Origin of the sequence: Mycolicibacter nonchromogenicus (assembly GCF_002101775.1) — a bacterium.
GTDB classification, from domain to species: Bacteria; Actinomycetota; Actinomycetes; order Mycobacteriales; family Mycobacteriaceae; genus Mycobacterium; species Mycobacterium nonchromogenicum.
Window position 1 is genome coordinate 45,062 of sequence record NZ_LQPI01000090.1, and the last position, 15,106, is coordinate 60,167.

Genomic DNA, 15,106 nt, shown 5'->3' on the forward strand with positions numbered 1-15,106 from the left:
CGGTATGCGAGTTCGGCGACATCGACTCGACCTGCAGGTAACGGGGCTATGACCGTCCGGTGAACGCGACCAGCCGTTGCAGGGCCGGCGCCGAGTCGGGGACGTCGACGGGGTCGTCGAAGCCCGCTCGCGCCCGGCCCTGCGGGGTGATGATGGTGTGCGCCAGGCTCAGCACATACTCGGCCAGCGGTTCGGCCACCGGCACGGTGCGGTCGGTGGCCGTCGCGTAGTCCCACGCATGCACCAGGAATTCGAGCGCGAGAATGCCCACCGCCATGGTCGCCGGCAGCTCGTGGGCGCCGATGGTGACGCTGCCACCGAGCCCACGACGGTGCCAGGCGTCCAAGGCAGGCCGGGCCGCGGCGATGACCCGCCGTTCCGGCGACTCCTCGGGGCCCTGGTCCGCCACCTCAGCGCCGGCCGCACCACCGAGGACGCTGATGGAGTTCAGCAGATGCTCGGTCAGCTGCGTGACGTCGAATTCCGAGCACGGCGTCGGATTGGAGAATTGGTCGCGGCTGATGTGGTGCAGCACCTGCGCCAGCACCGCCAGGGCGGCTTCGGCGCCGGCCAGCTCGTCAGCCGGAGGCGCGTCGGGACCGGGTCGTAGATCAGAGGCCATGGACTAACGCTACGGTCTGGAGTATGGCCGAGACCTATGAATCCGTCACCATCGAGATCAAAGACCACGTCGCCCAGGTCACGCTGATCGGGCCGGGCAAGGGCAACGCGATGGGCCCGGCGTTCTGGGCGGAACTGCCCGGGGTCTTCGCCGAGCTGGACGCCGACCGCGATGTGCGCGCGATCGTGCTGACCGGTTCCGGCAAGAACTTCAGCTATGGGCTGGATCTGGCCGCGATGGGCGGCACCATGACCCCGATGCTGGCGGAGGGCGCGCTGGCCCGGCCGCGGGCGGACTTCCACCGCGACCTCGTCCGCATGCAGGGCGCGATCACCGCGGTCGCCGACTGCCGCACGCCGACCATCGCGGCCGTGCAGGGCTGGTGCATCGGCGGTGGGGTCGACCTGATCTCCGCGGTCGACATCCGGTACGCGTCCGCGGACGCCAAATTCAGCGTGCGCGAGGTCAAACTGGCGATCGTCGCCGACGTCGGCAGCCTGGCCCGGCTTCCGCTGATCCTGTCCGACGGCCACCTGCGCGAACTCGCGCTGACCGGCAAGGACATCGACGCGGCCCGGGCGGAGAAGATCGGTCTGGTCAACGACGTCTACGCCAACGCCGAGGCCTGCCTGGCCGCCGCACATGCCACCGCCGCAGAGATCGCCGCCAACCCCCCGCTGACCGTGTCCGGGATCAAGGATGTGCTCGACCAGCAGCGCACCGACCGGGTATCGGCCAGCCTGCGCTACGTCGCGGCGTGGAATTCGGCCTTCCTGGCATCGAAAGACCTGCTGGAAGGTATCGGCGCCGTCATGGGCAAACGCAAGCCGGAGTTCACCGGCGAGTGATGGCCTGGATCCTGCTGCTCGGCGCGATCATGTTCGAGGTCGCCGGGACGATGTCGTTGCGCGCCTCCGAAGGCTTCAGCCGGTGGCCGTGGGTGATCCCGGTCGCGGTGGGCTACACAGTCTCGTTCGTGTTTCTGGCGATGGTGCTCAAGCGCGGTCTCCCGGTGGGGGTGGCCTACGGCGTCTGGTCGGGCGTCGGAGTGGCGCTGACCGCGGTGCTGGCCCGGTTCCTGTTCCACGATCCGTTCACCCCGGCGATGGCCGGTGGCGTGGTCCTGATCGGAGCCGGGGTGTACCTGCTGGAGATGGGTGCGCACGCATGAGCCACGACATGCCGCACCGCCAGCCGGACCTGGCCGACATCATCGCCACCCTCGACGTCGACCGCATCGACGACGAGCACTTCGTGGCCACCCAGATGGACAACCCGGCCCACCACATCGTCGGCGGGCACATCGCGGGCCAGGCGCTGATCGCCGCCAGTCGCACCGCGCCGGGCCGGATGCCGCACAGCGTGCACGTCTACTACCTGCGGGCCGGCGACGCCCGCCGACCGGTCGACATGCACGTGGAGGTGGCGCGCGACGGCGGGACGCTGTCGACGCGGCAGGTCACCGCCCGCCAGGACGGCCAGATTCTGCTCGAAGTGCTGTCGTCATTCACCGTGGACGTCGACGCACCCGAATACCAGCAGCCGATACCCGATGTGCCCGACCCGGATTCGCTGCCGTCGTCGCAGGAGCAGCACGCGGCCTACGCCGACGAGCTGGGCGGCTACTGGGTGCAGCCCCACCCGTTCGACGTGCGCTACATCGACACCCCACCGCGCTTGGCCGCGGACCTCGGCGAACCGTCGCCACGGCTGCGCATGTGGTGGAAGCCCGTCGATGCGGTGCCGGCGGATCCGGTGATGCACAGTGCCCTGCTGGCCTACCTGTCCGGCACGAAGATGGTCGAGACGGCGCTGGCCATGCGGCGAACCAACCAGGCCGCCACGTTCAACGCCCTGATCGACCACGCGCTGTGGTTTCAGCGGCCCGTCGATCTGTCGGACTGGGTGCTCTCCGACCAGTTCACCCCCAGCGGTATCGCCGGGCGTGGCCTGACCACCTCGACGATGTACAACCGGGCGGGGCAGCTGGTCTGCGTGGCCACCCAGGAACTCTATTTCGGCCGGGGCACAGCCCCTCGGCACTGACACGCCGGCCACGTAACCTGGCGGGCATGACACCCGACGGCACCGTCCGTATCCCCACCGACCTCGACGCCGTCACCGCGATCGGCGACGAGGACCACTCCGGTATCGACCCGGCGGCGGTGGACCGGATCTGGCGGGCCGCCCGGCACTGGTATGCCGCCGGCCTGCACCCCGCCATCCAGTTGTGCCTGCGCCACAACGGCCGGGTGGTGCTCAACCGGGCAATCGGGCACGGCTGGGGCAATGGTCCCGGTGATCCCGACGACGCGGATCTGGTCCCGGTCAGCGTCGACACCCCGTTCTGCGTGTATTCGACCGCCAAGGCCATCACCAGCACCGTGATGCACATGCTGGCCGAGCGGGGCGCCTTCTCCCTGGATGACCGGGTCAGCGACTACCTGCCCGACTACGGCCGACACGGCAAGCACCGCACCACCATTCGGCACGTGATGACCCACAGCGCCGGAGTGCCGTTTGCCACCGGACCCAAGCCAGACCTCAACCGTGCCGATGACCCGGAGTACGCCCAGGCGCAGCTGGCCAACCTGAAGCTGGTGTATCCCCCCGGGCTGATGCACATGTACCACGCCCTGACCTGGGGACCGCTGACGCGCGAGATCGTGCGGGCGGCCACCGGCAAGGACATCCGCGACGTGCTGGCCACCGAGATCCTGGATCCGCTGGGCTTTCGGTGGACCAACTACGGTGTTGCCCCGCAAGATATTCCACTGGTGGCGCCCAGTCATGCCACCGGTAAGCAGCCGACCGGGGCGGCGGTCGCGGTGTTCCGCAAGGCGATCGGCGGGTCGGTGTACGAGATCATCCCGGTCACCAACAGCCCGTTCTTCCTGACCACGGTGGTGCCGTCGTCGAACACCATCTCCACCGCGTTCGAACTGTCGCGCTTCGCCGAGATCTGGCGTCGCGGAGGCGAACTCGACGGGGTGCGGGTGCTGTCGGAGGAGACGCTGGCCGGCGCGACGACACAGTGCCGCCGGTTGCGGCCCGACGTCGCCACCGGCCTGGCGCCGTTGCGCTGGGGCACCGGTTTCATGCTGGGATCCAAGCGGTTCGGCCCGTTCGGGCGTAACGCCCCGGCGGCGTTCGGCCATCTCGGCCTGGTCAACTGTGCCATCTGGACCGACCCGGAGCGGGGGCTGTCGGCCGGGCTGATCTCCAGCGGCAAACCCGGCCAGGACCCGGAGGCCAAGCGCTACACCGCCCTGATGAACACCATCGCCGCGGAGATCCCGCGCGTCGGGTGACGCCCCTCGATATGGCGGTGGCGGAGGGATTTGAACCCCCGGACGGTTTTAGCCGTCTCTCGCTTTCAAGGCGAGTGCATTAGGCCGCTCTGCCACGCCACCGCGGGAAATCGTACCTTGGCCGGATCAGCGGTCCCGCCGGGTTGGCCGCCGTGCGGGTTGCGCTGCGCATCGCGGGCGACTTCACAGCCGGTAGTAGCGTGTCGGATATGCGTGCCATCGTCGCCGAATCCCCCGACGTCCTCGCTTGGCAAGAGGTTCCCGACGTCCAACCGGCCCCGGGTGAGGTGCTGATTCGCGTGGCGGCGGCCGGGGTCAACCGCGCCGACCTGCTGCAGGCGGCGGGCCGCTACCCGCCCCCGCCCGGGGCCAGCGAGATCCTCGGCCTGGAGGTCTCCGGCGAGATCGCCGCGGTGGGCGACGACGTGTCGGATTGGGTGATCGGCCAACAGGTTTGCGCGCTGCTGGCCGGCGGCGGCTACGCCGAGTATGTGGCGGTTCCGGCCCCCCAGCTGCTGCCGATACCGGTCGGGGTGGACCTGACAGATGCCGCCGGCCTACCGGAGGTGGCCTGCACGGTCTGGTCGAATCTGGTCTTGACGGCCGGATTGTCCGAGGGCCAACTGCTGCTGGTCCACGGCGGTGCCAGTGGCGTGGGCAGCCACGCCATTCAGGTGGCCCGCCAACTCGGGGCGTGGGTGGCCGTCACCGCCGGATCGGAGGCCAAATTGGCGTTCTGCCGCGAATTGGGCGCCGAGATCACCGTCAACTACCACGACGAGGACTTCGTGGCGCGGGTGCGCGAAGCCGGCGGCGCCGACGTGATCCTCGACATCATGGGGGCGGCCTACCTGGACCGCAATGTCGACGCGCTGGCCAACGACGGCCGGCTGGTGGTCATCGGGATGCAGGGCGGGGTCAAGGGCGAACTGAACCTGGGCAAGCTGATCTCCAAACGCGCCCGGGTGATCGGGACCGCCTTGCGCGGTCGTCCCGTGGAGGGTCCGCACAGCAAAGGCGCGATCGTCGCCGCAGTGACCGCCGAACTCTGGCCGATGGTCAGCGCCGGCCGGATCAAGCCGGTGATCGGGGCCCGGCTGCCCATCGAGCAGGCCGGTGAGGCGCACCGGTTGCTGTCTTCGGGCGAGGTGACCGGCAAGGTGGTTCTGACGCTGTAGCCGGCTTATCCGCGCAGTAGCTGCCCTTCTTTTGGCCCGAGACAGCACATTTGGTGCTGCGCCCCGCGTGATCGACGTAGCATCAATAGCGGTCCCATCGGCGACGGCGATGCCGTCAACGTACTCAGGAGGAGTTTTCATGGTTATCGGAACCGGCACCGCCGCAACGGATTCGGCGGCGTCATGAGCGCCCGGATGCCGCGGCAACGGGTCGGCCTGTCCGAGGAGCTCCTGGCGGTCCCACCGCCACCACTGCCGATCCTTGCCGAGCCCTACAGCATCCGCTTCGCTGATCCGGTCGAAGACGCCGCGATGATCTCCGAGTGGATGAACCGGCCCCATCTGGCCCAAACCTGGGGTTATGACTACCCGCCTGACCAATGGCGCCGCCACCTCGAGATCCAGCACGAGGGCAGCTATTCGCGGCCCTACGTCTACAACCTGCACGGCGAGCCGTTGGGGTACATGGAGCTGTTCCGGGCCGCACAGGACGACATTTCGACCGTCTACGACGCGGACCCGTACGACATCGGACTGCACGGCGCCATGGCGGACCCCAACATGGTCGAGAAGGGGCACGGGGCCAATATCTTCGGCCCGCTGGTCACCAGCATCTTCGCGGCCGAGCCCGAGTGTCAACGAGTGATCGGGGACTCCCAGGCCGCCGGCTCACACGGGCGCCGGTTCTGGGAACGTCGCGGCGGTCAGTTCCTCGGCGAACACTACATCGCCAAGTGGGACCAGCACATCGCTCTGTTCGCCTGGCCGCGGCCGAAAGACGAGGCTTCGGTCTGACACCGGTGATGCCGCAGGGGCGGTGACGGATCGACTCCGTCACCGCCCCTTTTTGCCGGTGCCATCGCCGCACGAATAAGACGAATCCCCGGACCCGACACCGAAGTGTCGCGTCCGGGGATTCGTCCGTGCTCAGCGCTGCCTTACGGTGCGCCGGCACCGCCCTTGCCGCCGCTGCCGCCGGTACCAGCGGGGCCTTTACCAGCGCCGGCGGGCGTGCCCAAGACACCCGGGGTACCCGGCGTACCGGCGACACCGTCGCCATTCGTACCGCCGGTACCACCGGAACCGCCGTTACCGCCGGCACCTGCCCAGTTGGACTTGCTGGGCCGGGAGGCGCCGTTGACGCCCTTGCCGCCGTCGCCGCCGATGCCACCGGAACCGCCCTGGGCCCGGGTGCCGTCGGCGTTGAGGCCGCCCAGACCACCGGTACCACCCTGGCCGCCATCGCCACCGTTACCGCCGCGGCCACCACCGCCGGTGCCCTGACCAAGCAGGCCGTTGTAGCCGGCGCCACCGGCGCCACCGGTGCCACCGACACCCGCAGCACCACCGGCACCGCCCTTACCGCCGACGCCGGCCGCACCCACTGCGCCGGAGTTGCCGATACCCAGTGCGACACCACCGGCACCGCCCAGGCCAGCGTTGCCGCCGACACCACCGTCACCGCCCTGGCCGCCGACACCACCGGTACCACCGGTGCGTCCGGGCAGACCGAGGGCACCAGCACCACCGGCGCCGCCGGTACCACCGTTGCCGCCCTTACCGCCGGCGCCGCCGATACCGCCGCTGCCGCCGAGGCCGCCCTTACCGCCGTCGCCGGTGATGGTGCCACCAGCACCACCGACGCCACCCCGGCCGCCGGCTCCACCGGCGTAACCGGTGGCGCCCTTGACGCCGTCGCCGCCGGGGTTACCGGCCATGGAGTTGCCGTTGGGGTCCTTGGGCGAGGTGCCCGTAGCGCCGTTGGCCGCCACCGAGGTGTTGGCGCCGGCGTTACCGCCGTTACCGGCGTTACCGCCGGTACCACCGGTGCCGTGCTGGGCCGCCGCGCCACCGTTACCACCGTTACCACCGGCAGCGCCGGCGCCGTTGGCGGCGTTGGTACCGGAGGTGCCGTTGGCACCGTTACCGCCGTTACCACCGGTGCCGCCGTTGCCGAACTCGCCGTAGGCGTTACCGCCGGTGCCACCGTGGCCACCGGCCTGGGCCAGGCCGCTGCCGAGCACCACGCCGTTGCCGCCCTTGCCGCCGGTACCACCGGTGGCCACCGCGCCGCCGTTGCCGGCGTTTCCGTTGTCGGCCTGGGTCACGCCGTCGCCAGCGAGACCACCTGCACCGGCTGCGCCACCCTCACCCGCGATGCTGTTGCTGTTACCGCCGTTGCCGCCGGACCCCGCCACCAGGTTCGAACCGCCACCGGCGCCGTCGCCGCCGCGACCGCCCACGCCGGCGTTACCGCCCGCGCCACCGTCGCCACCGACACCACCGGAGCCGTCAGCACCCGCGTTGCCGACGGTCGCAGCACCACCGACACCGCCGTTACCGCCGGCGCCACCGACGCCACCGTTACCGGCCGTACCCGTGGCGTCGCCACCGTTGCCGCCGGCGTTGCCGGTGCCCGCCGTGGCGTGGGCTCCGTCAGCACCGTTGGCCGCGTGGCCGCCGGCACCACCGTGTCCACCGACACCGCCGTTACCGCCGGCACCACCGTCACCGGCGATCGCGCCACCGGCGCCGCCCGCGCCACCGTGGCCACCCGCGGTGCCGTCCGTACCGTGGGTGCCATTGCCCGAGATGTCGGTGCTGCCCGCGAGGCCGTCGGCTCCGGAGCCACCGTCACCACCGGCGCCACCGGTGCCGATGGTGGTGGCTGCGCCACCGTTACCGCCGTTACCGCCGACCTGGCCGAGTGCGGCGTCGCCACCGCGACCGCCGTTACCGCCGTTACCGCCGAGGATCGCGCCGTCCTGGCCGTTCTCGGCTGCGACACCGTCGCCGCCCAGACCACCAGCACCGCCGACACCGGCCGTGCCCGCGATACCGCCGGCACCACCGTTACCGCCGGATCCGGCGATGTTCGCTATGCCGCCACCGGCACCGTTACCGCCGTTACCGCCGTTGGCACCGTTACCGGTGTTACCACCGGCACCACCGGCACCGCCGGCTCCGGCCAGTCCGGCCTCACCGTTGGTGGCCGTACCGCCGGCGCCACCGGCACCGCCGTTACCGCCCGCGCCACCGTCACCGTTGGTGCTGGTGGCGTCGTCGCCGTCGCCACCGTTGCCGCCACTACCGCCGGCCGCGTCCGCACCGTTCGCGGCGTTCTCACCGGCGCCACCGTGGCCGCCGGCTCCACCGACGCCGCCGAGACCACCGGCGCCGCCGTTGCCTTCGGTGGTGCCACCGGCACCACCCTTACCGCCTGCGCCGCCGTTGCCGCCCGCAGTACCGGCCGTGCCGTCGCCATTGATGTCGGTGATTCCGTCGACACCGGCCGTACCGGCGCCACCGTTACCACCGGCACCACCGGTGCCGATCGCACCGGCCGCGCCACCGTTACCGCCGACACCGCCATCCTGTGCCAGGTCGCCCGGCCGCAGCACGCCGTTACCGCCGTTACCACCGGCACCGCCGTCACCACCGGAGCCGTTGGTGCCCGTCGCACCGGTGGCCGCCTGACCACCCAGGCCGAGGCCGCCCGCACCGCCGACACCACCGACGCTGCGGTCACCACCGGTACCGCCGTGACCACCGTTGCCGGCCGCCACGTCCAGGCCGCCGTCGCCACCGTGGCCACCGGCGCCACCGTTACCGGCCGCACCGGCGTTACCACCGACGCCACCGACACCGCCTGCGCCGTTGGTCGCGTTGCCGCCGATACCTCCGGCACCACCGGCGGCTGCGTTACCGCCCTGGCCACCGTTGCCACCGGTTTCGCCCGCCGCGCCGAGCACACCGTCGCCACCGTTACCGCCGCTGCCGCCGGTGCCACCAGCACCACCGACTCCACCGGCGCCGGAGATCGTGCCACCCTGGCCGCCGTTACCGCCGGCGCCACCGACGCCACCGTTACCGCCGAGCGTGCCGTTGCCGTCGAGGTCGACGCCGCCCAGCACACCGTTGCCACCGTTACCGCCAGCGCCACCGGCACCACCGGTGCCGACCGTGCCGGCCGCACCGCCGTTACCGCCATAGCCACCGGCCTGGCCGGTCGACCCGTCGCCCAGCAGCTCGCCGTGACCACCGGCGCCACCATTACCGCCGTTGCCGCCGCCGCCATCGGCGCCGAGGGCGCCGCTGGCGCGGTAGGTGACGCCGTCACCGTTCAGGCCGCCCTTACCGGCTGCGCCCACGGCACCGCGGTCACCGCCGTTACCACCGTTACCGCCGTGTCCGGCGGTGTCGTTGGCGCCGCCACCGGCGCCCGCACCACCGTTACCGCCGTTACCGGCCTTGCCCGAGGCGCCACCGTTACCGCCGATACCGCCGGTGCCGTCGAGGCCCGCGAGACCGTTGGTCGCCGAACCGCCCTTACCGCCGTTACCGCCGGTGCCACCGGCACCACCGTCGCCGCCGTTACCGCCGTCGGTTCCGTCGCCACCGTTGCCGCCGCTGCCCGCCGCTGCGTCGGCACCCGCGATACCTTCGACGCCCGCTCCACCGGCGCCACCGTTACCACCGGCGCCGCCGACGCCGCCCAGGCCGCCGTTACCGGAGATGGTGCCGCCCTTACCGCCGTTACCGGCGTGACCACCGGCCGCACCGGCTCCACCGGCACCACCGTTGGCGGTCGCGACCGACCCGGTGGCACCGTTCGCGCCGGCGCCACCGTTACCGCCCGCACCACCGGTACCGATGGTTCCGGCGTTACCGCCGTCACCGCCGGCGCCACCGATCTGGGCCGTCCCGTCACCCAGCAACACGCCGTTGCCGCCCTTACCACCGGCGCCACCGTTACCACCGATCGCCGCAACACCGGCGGCACCAGCCGCCGCCTGCGCGGTGTTCGAGGCGTTCCAGCCGCCGACACCGGCCGTACCGGCCGTGCCCCGGTTACCACCGTTGCCGCCGTTACCACCCGAGCCGGCCACTGCGTTGAGGCCGCCGCCGGCACCGTCGGCACCGCGCCCGCCGTTGCCGGCGTTGCCCGCGTTACCCGCGCTACCGCCCACGCCGCCGGCGCCTTCGACTCCAGTCGCGCCGTTGGTCGCGGTGCCGCCGGCACCACCGTTACCACCGGCACCACCGTTACCGCCGATACCGCCGTTACCACCGTCCGTGCCGTCCGCGCCGGACAGGCCGCTGCCGAAGGCCACCACAGCACCACTGATGCCCTCGGCGCCGTTACCCGCGTTGCCGCCACCGCCACCGGCACCACCGACACCACCTGCACCACCGTTGCCGGATGCCGAACCGCCCTTGCCGCCGACACCGCCGGTGCCACCGACGCCACCGTGCGTGCCGTTGGTGCCGTGGCCGTCGATGTCGGTGATACCGTCCGCGCCCGCCGCACCGGCACCGCCGGCACCACCGGCGCCACCGTTGCCCGTCACGGCGCCGTTACCGCCCGTACCACCGGTACCACCGCCCTGGCCGATGTCGCTGACGCCGATCACGCCGAGACCGGCACCACCGTTACCGCCCGCGCCACCGTCGCTGCCGACGCCCGCGACACCTGCGTTCCCGGCCGCGCCGTCACCCAGCGTGCCGACGCCGCCCAGGCCCTTGGCACCGGCGCCGGCGCCCTCAGCGCCGTCACCGCCGTTACCACCGTTGCCCGCGTTGGTGCCACCGCCGCCGCCGAGGCCGACGCCACCGATGCCACCGGCGCCACCGTCACCACCGTTGCCGGCGTCGCCACCGACACCACCGACGCCGGCACTGGCCGCGCCGCCCTGGCCACCGTTACCACCGGCGCCACCGTCCGCGGCGTTGCCGCCGTTGCCACCGTTACCGTCGGCGACCGTCGCGTCAGCGCCCGCGCCACCGGCACCACCCTTACCACCGGCACCACCGGCACCACCGGCGCCACCGTTACCCGAGGTGGTGCCACCATTACCACCGGTACCGCCGTTACCGCCGACGCCGCCGACGTAACCGTTGGTGCCGTTGCCGTCTCCACCGGTGATGCCGTCGACCGTCGCACCGATACCACCGACACCGCCGGCACCACCGTTGCCGATCGCGGCCGCGTCACCACCGGTACCACCGTTACCGCCGCCCTGGCCGATCAGGCCGAACAGGCCTTCACCGTCACCACCGGCGCCACCGACTCCACCGTCGCTGGCGATGCCGTCGGGGCGCGCGGCGCCGTTGGCACCGTTGACGGTGCCGGATCCGCCGACACCAGCGTTACCCGCCGCGGCGCCGAGGGCGCCCGCGCCACCGTTACCGCCGTTACCGGCGGTTGCGCCGCCGCCACCGCCGAGGCCCTTACCGCCGGCCCCGGCAATACCGCCATTGCCGCCGATGCCGGCGTTGCCACCGTCACCACCGACGCCGTTGGTGGCGTCGCCACCCTTGCCACCGTTACCGCCGATGCCACCGGCGCCTGCGTTGCCGCCGTTGCCGCCGTCGCCGTCGGCGACAGTGGCGTCGGCACCGCTTCCACCGGCACCGCCCTGGCCGCCCATACCGCCGTAGCCGCCTGCGCCACCGTTGCCGGAGATGCTGCCGCCGGAACCACCGAGGCCGCCGTCGCCGCCGGCACCACCCACGGCACCGTCGGTGCCGTTGCCGTCGATACCGGTCTCGCCGTCGACGGTGGCACCGGTACCACCGGTACCGCCGGCGCCACCGTTGCCGCGCCCTGCGGCGTTACCGCCGTTACCACCGGCACCGCCACCCTGGCCGGTGTTGGTCGCGCTGATCAGACCGAAACCGTCGCCGCCACGGCCGCCGTCGGCGCCGTCGGCGTTGATTCCGTCGGTGCCGACTGCACCCGCCGCCCCGCCGATAACGCCGAGACCGCCTGCGCCGGCCGAGCCTGCAGCACCACCGTCGGCGCCGTCGCCGCCGTTACCGCCGGCACCGGCGTTGGCGCCACCGCCGCCGCCGCCGCCCTGGCCACCGACCGCTGCTGTGCCGGCGTTACCACCGGAACCGGCCGCACCACCGACACCACCGGTGCCCGTCGCCGAGTTACCACCGGTACCGCCGTTGCCGCCCGCACCGCCGGCACCAGCGGCGCCACCGTTGCCGCCCGCACCGTCAAGTACGGCGGCGTCGTCTGCGGCGCCACCGTTACCACCGTGACCGCCGGCGCCACCGGCACCGCCTGCGCCACCGTTTCCGGAGTTCGCACCACCGGCGCCACCAGCGCCACCGTGACCGCCGGCCGCACCGGCGCCACCAGCGGTGCCGTCGATGCCGACCGTGATGCCGTCAATGCCCGATGCACCCGCACCACCGTTACCGCCGACGCCACCTTCACCGTCGTTGCCGGCGTTGCCACCGGCACCACCCTTGCCACCGGCCTGGGCAACGATGCCACCGAGCAGCTCGCCGTCACCACCCGCGCCACCGTTACCGCCGTTACCACCGGCGCCCTCTGCACCGATTGCACCGGCCGCAGCCTGTGCGGTGTGGTCAGCGTTCCAGCCGCCAGCACCACCAGAACCGGCCTGGCCGCGGTTACCGCCCTGGCCGCCGGCACCACCGGATCCGGCGGTTGCGCCGTTTCCACCACCGGCACCCGCACCACCGTTACCGCCGTTACCGGCGTCGCCGGCAGCACCGCCGAGGCCACCCGCGCCACCGTCGCCCTGCTGGCCCGCGTTGCCCGCGGCAGCCGTACCACCGGCACCACCATTGCCACCGACACCACCTTGGCCACCGTTACCACCGTGGCCGGCGTCCACACCATCGGTGCCGCTGCCACCGCTGCCGGCCGCCGCGTCGATGCCGTCCTCACCGTCGTAGCCGCGCCCGCCGGTACCACCGGTACCGCCTACGCCGCCAACGCCACCGTTGCCGCCGTCACCGGAGAGTGCGCCGCCGGCGCCACCGACGCCACCGTTACCACCGGCACCACCGGTGCCACCGGCCAAGCCGTTACCGCTGAGGTCGGTCGTGCCAGTGAGGCCGGTCGCACCCTGGCCACCGGCACCACCGTTACCGCCGTTGCCGTGGTCGATGGCGTCACCACCGGCACCACCGTCACCACCGGCCTGCACCGTGTTGTCGATAAGGATCTGGCCGTTGCCACCGGCACCACCGTTACCGCCGTTGCCCGTGGTGCCGTTGGCTCCTGCCGCACCGGAGGCGGCGTAGGTCGCTCCGCCGCTGGAACCACCAGCGCCGGCGTTGCCGCCGGTACCGGCGACCGAGCTGGAGTTACCGCCCTTACCACCGGAACCGGCCACCGCGTTGAGACCACCACCGGCACCGGCACCACCATCACCACCGTTACCCGCGGCACCGCCGATACCACCGTCGCCACCGACGCCACCGACGCCGTGCACACCGGCCAGGCCGTTGACCGCGGTGCCACCGGCACCACCGTCACCACCGATACCACCGTTGCCACCGTTGCCCGCGATACCGGTGGCGTCACCACCGTCACCACCGTCGAGACCACTGCCGGCAATCGCATCGATACCCGCCAAGCCGTCAGCGGCTGCACCACCGTTGCCACCGGCAGCGCCTGCGCCACCGGCACCACCGGCGCCACCGTTACCGGACAGCGAACCACCGGCGCCACCGGCACCACCGGCACCACCGGCACCACCGTCGATGCCCGCGGTGCCGTTGCCGTCGACGCCAGTCTCGCCCGCGGTACCGGCCGCACCGCTACCACCGTTACCGCCGTTACCGCCGTTACCCACATTGCCGGCGTCACCACCGGCGCCACCCTTGCCGCCGCTGGCACCTGCGACCGTGGCGTTGAAGCCGTCGCCGCCGTTACCACCGTTACCACCACTGGTCGCCGCCGCACCCGTAGTGCCACCCGTACCACCAGCATTACCGGCCACACCAGCGTCGCCACCACGACCACCAGCACCACCATCAACAGTGAAGGCGTCACCATCGGCACCATCACCACCATTACCGCCCAGGCCCGCGTTACCACCATTACCCGCAGCACCCACAACACCGGCAAGACCAGACGACCCGATCAGACCACCCGAGCCACCAGCACCGGCCAAACCAGCAGCGCCACCATTACCACCATTGCCACCATTACCGGCATCGCCACCGGTAGCACCGGCCAGGATCGCGTCGATCCCATCGCCACCGTCACCACCGGCACCACCGTGACCACCGGCACCACCGGAACCACCCTTACCGCCGTAACCGACCAGCCACGAACCCCGGCCACCGGCACCACCGTTACCACCGGCGCCACCGTTGAAACCGTCACCACCGTCTAGGCCGGCCAGACCCGCAATACCGGCAGCACCCAACGCGCCGTCACCACCGAGACCACCGTCACCACCAACGCCATACAGCAGACCCAGACCAGCACCACCGGCACCACCATTGCCACCGATACCACCATCGACGCCATCACCACCAGCGCCGCCGTCACCGCCGACACCCATCCACCAGCCACCAGCACCACCGGCACCACCATCGCCACCGGCAAAGCCGTCACCACCAGCGCCACCATTACCGAACATGCCCGCCGAACCACCGACACCACCGATGCCCTCAGCCGACGTACCAGCAGCACCACCATCACCGAACCACAGACCACCGGCACCACCAGCAGCGTCCGCCAGCGACCCACCATCGATACCGTCTTCACCGTTACCGATCAGGATCTGACCGAACCCGAACAGGTTGATGACCGAGTTGACCTGCTCACCGATCGGGCTCAGAATCCACGCCTGCCCCAACTCATACAACGGCGTGTAGAACAACGACCCGAACCAGTCATCAACAGACGCCGCATCACCGGGCAGATCCGCCACCGACGCATCAAACGACAGACCCAAGTTCGACAACAGCGGCTCCCACGCCCCCTGGTCGAACAACGTCTCCCACGACGACGCCTGACTCAGATCCGCAAACGCACCCGCCAAATCCGCACCGAGCAGATCCACCACCCAGTCAAACTCATCAGCCTGCGCCGCCGGCGCCGCCGACAACGGCGACATCCCAAACGTCAAAAACGCCCCAACCGCACTACCGGCAGCGGCCACCCGGCCACCCCGGCGGCGTAAGGCGCCAGCGGAACCACGACGCCCTCTGCC

Annotated in this window: 8 protein-coding genes and 1 tRNA gene; 6 read left to right on the forward strand and 3 right to left on the reverse strand. The window is 71.6% G+C overall.

Features of this window, described 5'->3' with window-relative positions; genetic code table 11:
• Positions 1 to 46 precede the first annotated feature (46 nt).
• Positions 47 to 622, reverse strand: a complete 576-nt coding sequence (locus tag AWC18_RS20590) for a TIGR03086 family metal-binding protein (protein ID WP_064999347.1) — start codon at positions 620 to 622, stop codon at positions 47 to 49.
• A gap of 23 nt (positions 623 to 645) precedes the next feature.
• Here AWC18_RS20590 and AWC18_RS20595 point away from each other — a divergent pair, with 23 nt between their 5' ends.
• Genes AWC18_RS20595 through lipE form a run of 4 tightly spaced genes read left to right on the forward strand, consistent with a single transcriptional unit; the run spans position 646 to position 3,933 of the window.
• Complete coding sequence (locus AWC18_RS20595) at positions 646 to 1,470, forward strand: crotonase/enoyl-CoA hydratase family protein (RefSeq protein ID WP_064999346.1); 825 nt, start codon at positions 646 to 648, stop codon at positions 1,468 to 1,470.
• Entirely contained in the window at positions 1,470 to 1,793 is a 324-nt protein-coding gene (locus AWC18_RS20600; RefSeq protein ID WP_085139947.1) for a DMT family transporter, read from the forward strand. The genes AWC18_RS20595 and AWC18_RS20600 overlap by 1 nt, the downstream gene beginning before the upstream one ends.
• Positions 1,794 to 1,801: 8 nt before the next feature.
• On the forward strand, positions 1,802 to 2,668 hold the full coding sequence (locus AWC18_RS20605) for an acyl-CoA thioesterase (protein ID WP_064999350.1): 867 nt from the start codon (positions 1,802 to 1,804) through the stop codon (positions 2,666 to 2,668).
• A gap of 26 nt (positions 2,669 to 2,694) precedes the next feature.
• Positions 2,695 to 3,933: a lipase LipE gene (gene lipE / locus AWC18_RS20610; RefSeq protein WP_085139948.1), complete on the forward strand. Its 1,239-nt coding sequence runs from the start codon at positions 2,695 to 2,697 to the stop codon at positions 3,931 to 3,933.
• Between the two features lie 12 nt (positions 3,934 to 3,945).
• Here lipE and AWC18_RS20615 read toward each other — a convergent pair.
• Positions 3,946 to 4,035 (reverse strand) — tRNA-Ser (locus AWC18_RS20615).
• Positions 4,036 to 4,142: 107 nt separating this feature from the next.
• Here AWC18_RS20615 and AWC18_RS20620 point away from each other — a divergent pair.
• Positions 4,143 to 5,111, forward strand: a complete 969-nt coding sequence (locus tag AWC18_RS20620) for an NAD(P)H-quinone oxidoreductase (RefSeq protein WP_207504853.1) — start codon at positions 4,143 to 4,145, stop codon at positions 5,109 to 5,111.
• Positions 5,112 to 5,294: 183 nt separating this feature from the next.
• Positions 5,295 to 5,906, forward strand: a complete 612-nt coding sequence (locus AWC18_RS20625) for a GNAT family N-acetyltransferase (RefSeq protein ID WP_234806615.1) — start codon at positions 5,295 to 5,297, stop codon at positions 5,904 to 5,906.
• Between the two features lie 143 nt (positions 5,907 to 6,049).
• Here the strand turns inward: AWC18_RS20625 and AWC18_RS22270 are convergent, their stop codons facing one another.
• Positions 6,050 to 15,055 carry a PE family protein gene (locus AWC18_RS22270; RefSeq protein ID WP_165758029.1) on the reverse strand — a complete coding sequence of 3,002 codons (9,006 nt, stop codon included), beginning with the start codon at positions 15,053 to 15,055 and terminating at the stop codon, positions 6,050 to 6,052.
• Positions 15,056 to 15,106: the final 51 nt, after the last annotated feature.

Excerpts from the sequence above, each read along its gene's own strand:
- AWC18_RS20625 (WP_234806615.1), top strand. The coding sequence starts at position 5,295 with ATGAGCGCCCGGATGCCGCGGCAACGGGTCGGCCTGTCCGAGGAGCTC.
- AWC18_RS20605 (WP_064999350.1), top strand. The coding sequence starts at position 1,802 with ATGCCGCACCGCCAGCCGGACCTGGCCGACATCATCGCCACCCTCGAC.
- AWC18_RS20595 (WP_064999346.1), top strand. The coding sequence starts at position 646 with ATGGCCGAGACCTATGAATCCGTCACCATCGAGATCAAAGACCACGTC.
- lipE (WP_085139948.1), top strand. The coding sequence starts at position 2,695 with ATGACACCCGACGGCACCGTCCGTATCCCCACCGACCTCGACGCCGTC.
- AWC18_RS20600 (WP_085139947.1), top strand. The coding sequence starts at position 1,470 with ATGGCCTGGATCCTGCTGCTCGGCGCGATCATGTTCGAGGTCGCCGGG.
- AWC18_RS20620 (WP_207504853.1), top strand. The coding sequence starts at position 4,143 with ATGCGTGCCATCGTCGCCGAATCCCCCGACGTCCTCGCTTGGCAAGAG.
- AWC18_RS20590 (WP_064999347.1), bottom strand. The coding sequence starts at position 622 with ATGGCCTCTGATCTACGACCCGGTCCCGACGCGCCTCCGGCTGACGAG.